This window comes from Bacillus sp. LR--39 (assembly GCF_053613335.1).
Map to the genome: position 1 here is coordinate 1 of NZ_JBSIOT010000454.1, position 949 is coordinate 949.

Below are 949 nucleotides of genomic sequence, written 5' to 3' on the forward strand. Positions count from 1 at the left end.
ACCAAATCCTGCCATGGCAGATTTGGGAACGTGCGGTCATAAAAAAATTGCTTAAATAATGTTATTTAAAATAATTATAATTTAGTATTGATTTTAATTTTATATTTGTTATAATATAATTAACAAATGAAAAACACGAGGAGGAAATATCATATGATCTCTCAACAATTAAAACAGCAAAATCCTGTACTTGAAAACTCAATGAATACGAATTTGTCAAACTGGTTCATCCTTTACACGAAGCTTCACCGTTTTCACTGGTATGTAAAAGGGCCGCAGTTCTTTACCCTACATGAAAAATTTGAAGAGCTATACAACCATGCGTCAGAAACAGCAGATGTGATCGCGGAACGCTTGCTGGCCATCGGCGGACAGCCGCTCGCCACAATGAAAGAATACATTGACCACGGCACAATTGAGGAAAACGGAGCCGAAAAAACGGCCGAAGAAATGGTTTCCGCACTGGTAAGCGATTACCGTCAAATCCGCGATGAAATTCAGCATACCATCGAACTTGCGGAAGATAAATCAGATCATTCTACCGCTGACCTTTATATCGCCCTGACAGAGGAAATTGATAAGCAGATTTGGATGCTTTCTTCATTTTTGGACAAGTAATATGAAAAAGCCATGGCGTTTGCCATGGCTTTTATTTATGATTTGCTTTTCGCAAGTTTTGCTTTCATTGTTGTTTGCTTTCCGTTTCTCAGCACCTCAAATGTGACAGTATCTCCTGCTTTTGCTTCTGTATAAAGAATTTTTCTGAGGTCTGAGGTGGTTTCGACGTTTTTGCCGTTCATTTTGGTGATGACGTCGCCGGCTTTCATACCCGCGTCTGCCGCAGGCGATTTCGGCGATACTTTATCGATGTACACGCCTTTATTAAGCTGGTCTCCGAAAAGGCCGAGCGTATTTTGCTGGTACTGTTCAGGCACCTGCTGCATATCGA

2 protein-coding genes are annotated in these 949 nt (G+C 40.8%); one reads left to right on the top strand and one right to left on the bottom strand.

Annotated features, from left to right (window positions below; translation table 11 throughout):
* Window positions 1-153 precede the first annotated feature (153 nt).
* Window positions 154-618 carry a Dps family protein gene (locus ACWHAR_RS24075; RefSeq protein ID WP_003185100.1) on the top strand — a complete coding sequence of 155 codons (465 nt, stop codon included), beginning with the start codon at window positions 154-156 and terminating at the stop codon, window positions 616-618.
* Between the two features lie 35 nt (window positions 619-653).
* Here the strand turns inward: ACWHAR_RS24075 and ACWHAR_RS24080 are convergent.
* Window positions 654-949, bottom strand: a 296-nt coding sequence (locus tag ACWHAR_RS24080) for a PDZ domain-containing protein (protein ID WP_317906681.1), incomplete at its 5' end; no start/stop codon positions are given.

What these genes read in the sequence shown, in the direction of transcription:
- ACWHAR_RS24075 (WP_003185100.1), top strand. Translation starts at nt 154, where the DNA reads ATGATCTCTCAACAATTAAAACAGCAAAATCCTGTACTTGAAAACTCA.